The following is a 3,212-nucleotide window of genomic DNA, read 5'->3' on the forward strand; positions in this document are numbered from 1 at the left end:
GCGCGGCCGCAGTCGAGGTCAAAGCGGTAGTCGCCCACCATCACCATGGTCTCGGGCGCCACGTTCCAGGCCTCGGCCAGTTTCAACAGGCCACCGGGATGCGGCTTGGGCGGCGCTTCATCACGGCCGAGAACGTCCTCAACGGCAAAACAATCGGCCAGGCCGATCGCCTCAAGCGTCACGTGGGCGAGCTCGCGGGCATTGCGCGTCAGGATACCCAGGCGATAACCACGCCCGGCCAACTCACGGACCAGCTCCACCGCTCCCGGCGCAGGCTTTGAGCCCAGCGCCAGGTCCCGCTCGTGTTCCAGCAACCAGGCATGTTTGGCCGCGGCTTCTTCAGCGGGCAAACCCGCCAGATGCGTGAGGATGTCGTCTTCAGGCGGGATCGCCAAAGCCACACGGATCGCGGCGAAATCATGCACGGCGATGGTCAGCGTGCCGTCCATGTCGAATACCCAGTGCCGCACATCGGCCAGGCTCATGCCCAGTCCTTGCGATGGCGGATCAGGCCTTCCTGGGTCACCGAGGCCACCAGTTGTCCGGCGCGATTGAACACACTGCCACGGGAGAACCCACGGGAATTTCCGGCCCAGGGGCTGTCCATGGCGTAGAGCAACCAGTCATCGGCGCGCAGGTCGGCATGGAACCACAACGCGTGGTCGAGGCTGGCGACCTGCATGTCCTTGTGCCAGACCGATTTGCCGTGCGGTAGCAACGAAGTCGTCAGCAGGCCGAAATCCGACGCATAGGCCAGCAGGTATTTATGCAAAGCCGGGGAATCCGCCAAGGCGCCATCGGCACGGAACCACACGTACTTGACCGGATCGGCCGGTTGCGGATTGTACGGGTCCTTTTCGGTGACCGGGCGCACCTCGATCGGCTTGGGGCACAGCAGTTTTTCACGCATGTGCTCAGGCAACAGGTGCGCGCGCTGCTGGGTCAGTTCCAATTCCGAGGGCAGGTTTTCCGGCCCGACGACCTGCGGCATGGTGCTCTGGTGCTCGAAGCCCTGTTCGTCGTACTGGAACGACGCGCTGCAAGTGAAGATCGGGTTGCCCTTCTGGATCGCCGTGACCCGGCGGGTGCTGAAGCTGCCGCCATCACGCACGCGATCCACCTGGTAGACCACCGGCAACGCCGCATCGCCCGGACGCAGGAAGTAGCCATGCATCGAATGCACATGGCGCGCCTCTTCCACGGTCTGGCTGGCCGCCGACAACGACTGGCCCAGCACCTGGCCGCCGAACAGCTGGCGAAAGCCCAGGTCCTGGCTGCGACCGCGAAACAGGTTCTCTTCGATCGGTTCCAGGGTCAGCAGGTCGACCAGATCTTCCAACACGTGGCTCATTCAGATTTTCCTCACACAGCACAAAACCGCGCAGGCTGTGCTGCGGCGGCGGATCGATAATTGGCCCGGGCCATTTTGGCGGGCATTGTAAACGTCCGTGTCGGTTAACCGTGAAGGGTCTGCAACCATTGCTCACGATTGATGCGATAGAGCACATGGTGACGCAATGGATGACCGACCGCGAGCTTTGGGTGTTCGAAATCATCGTCCGGATCGTGCTGCATGCCGATGGCCTGCATGACCTTCTGCGAAGGCAAGTTATCCACAGCGGTAAACGCCACCACCTCGTCCAGGCCCAGGCGGTCGAAGGCGCAACGCAACGCGGTCCACGCGGCTTCGCTGGCATATCCCAGCCCCCAGTGTTCGCGCGCCAGGCGCCAGCCGATCTCCACCGCAGGGGTGAAATGCGCATCGAACCCGACCACGCCCAGCCCGGTAAAACCGATGAAGGCACCGGTGTCCTTGCGCTCCAGTGCCCACAAACCAAAACCATGCTCGGCAAAATGCCCGCGCACCCGGCCGATCAACGCAGCGCTTTCCAGGCGACTCAGCGGGGCCGGAAAATAACGCATCACTTGCGCATCGGCAGACATCGCCGCAAACGCCGGCAGATCTTCATCGCGCCACTGCCGCAATATCAGCCGTGCGCTTTCCACTTCCAGTATCGGCTCCATCTTCACTCCTCTCCATGCCCTCAGAGTCTACATCGCTGGTAGGATCCGTGGCTCAACCACCACTGAAAACACCATGCCGCTACCGTTGATCTACCACGAAGACTACAGCCCCGAATTCCCTGCGGAGCACCGTTTCCCCATGGACAAGTTCCGCCTGCTGCGCGATCACCTGGTGGACAGCGGCCTGGCCCGGGACGCGGACCTGCTGCGTCCGTCCCTATGCCCACCGGATATCCTCGCCCTGGCCCACGATCGCGCTTATATCGAACGCTACATGAGCGGCGAGTTGTCCCGCGAAGACCAACGGCGCCTCGGCCTGCCCTGGAGCGAAGCCTTGGCTCGCCGAACGGTACGCGCCGTCGGCGGCTCACTGCTGGCCGCCGAACAAGCCCTCGAACACGGATTGGCCTGTCATCTGGCCGGCGGCACTCATCACGCCCACTACGACCACCCGGCCGGATTTTGCATCTTCAATGACCTTGCGGTGATCAGCCGCTATTTCCTCGCCAGCGGTCGGGTCTCGCGGGTGCTGATTTTCGACTGCGACGTGCATCAGGGCGACGGTACGGCTCGAATACTCCATGACACTCCTGACGCCGTGACAGTTTCCTTGCACTGCGAAAAGAATTTTCCTGCACGCAAGGCGCAAAGCGACTGGGACATTCCCTTGCCGATGGGCATGGAGGATGGCGCTTACCTGAGGGTCGTCGATGACGCGCTCAATTACCTGCTACCGCTCTATCAGCCGGATCTGGTGCTCTATGACGCTGGCGTCGATGTGCACAAGGACGATGCCCTCGGTTACCTGAAGCTGACCGACGAAGGCCTCGCCGCCCGGGACGAGAGCGTCATGCGCCACTGCCTGGGCCGGGACATTCCGGTAGTCGGCGTGATCGGCGGCGGTTACAGCAAGGATCGCAAGGCCCTGGCCCGCCGGCACGGAATTCTGCACCACAGCGCGCAGAAGGTCTGGACGTCATCAGGTTGTCATTGAAGCCTGGGTGCGTTACCCACAATGCCTGTGGAGCGGCCTGTGGATAACCTGAGCGAAAGGGCCTACAACCTATGCCGTCTATAGCTCGCAGGGGCTTGGCTGTTTTTTAACCAAACTTTCAGACACCGCTACATCCTCCTGTGGGAGCGAGCCTGCTCGCGAATGCAGTGCACCAGTTGATACTCATGTAACT

4 protein-coding genes are annotated in these 3,212 nt (G+C 62.2%); 1 reads left to right on the forward strand and 3 read right to left on the reverse strand.

What is annotated here, in order from left to right:
* The 3 genes from ACE04F_RS11680 to ACE04F_RS11690 all read right to left on the reverse strand — a co-directional run.
* Positions 1 to 485, reverse strand: a 485-nt coding sequence (locus ACE04F_RS11680) for an HAD family hydrolase (protein ID WP_486106827.1), incomplete at its 3' end; no start/stop codon positions are given.
* Positions 482 to 1,351 (reverse strand): acyl-CoA thioesterase II, encoded by an 870-nt coding sequence (gene tesB / locus ACE04F_RS11685; RefSeq protein WP_072411434.1) that lies wholly within the window; start codon positions 1,349 to 1,351, stop codon positions 482 to 484. The genes ACE04F_RS11680 and tesB, both read right to left, overlap by 4 nt.
* 104 nt (positions 1,352 to 1,455) lie before the next feature.
* Positions 1,456 to 2,025 (reverse strand): GNAT family N-acetyltransferase, encoded by a 570-nt coding sequence (locus tag ACE04F_RS11690; RefSeq protein WP_486106829.1) that lies wholly within the window; start codon positions 2,023 to 2,025, stop codon positions 1,456 to 1,458.
* A gap of 73 nt (positions 2,026 to 2,098) precedes the next feature.
* Between ACE04F_RS11690 and ACE04F_RS11695 the strand changes: the two genes are divergently transcribed.
* Entirely contained in the window at positions 2,099 to 3,019 is a 921-nt protein-coding gene (locus ACE04F_RS11695) for a histone deacetylase family protein (RefSeq protein ID WP_486106831.1), read from the forward strand.
* Positions 3,020 to 3,212: the final 193 nt, after the last annotated feature.

It is taken from the genome of Pseudomonas sp. AGC41, from assembly GCF_057334555.1.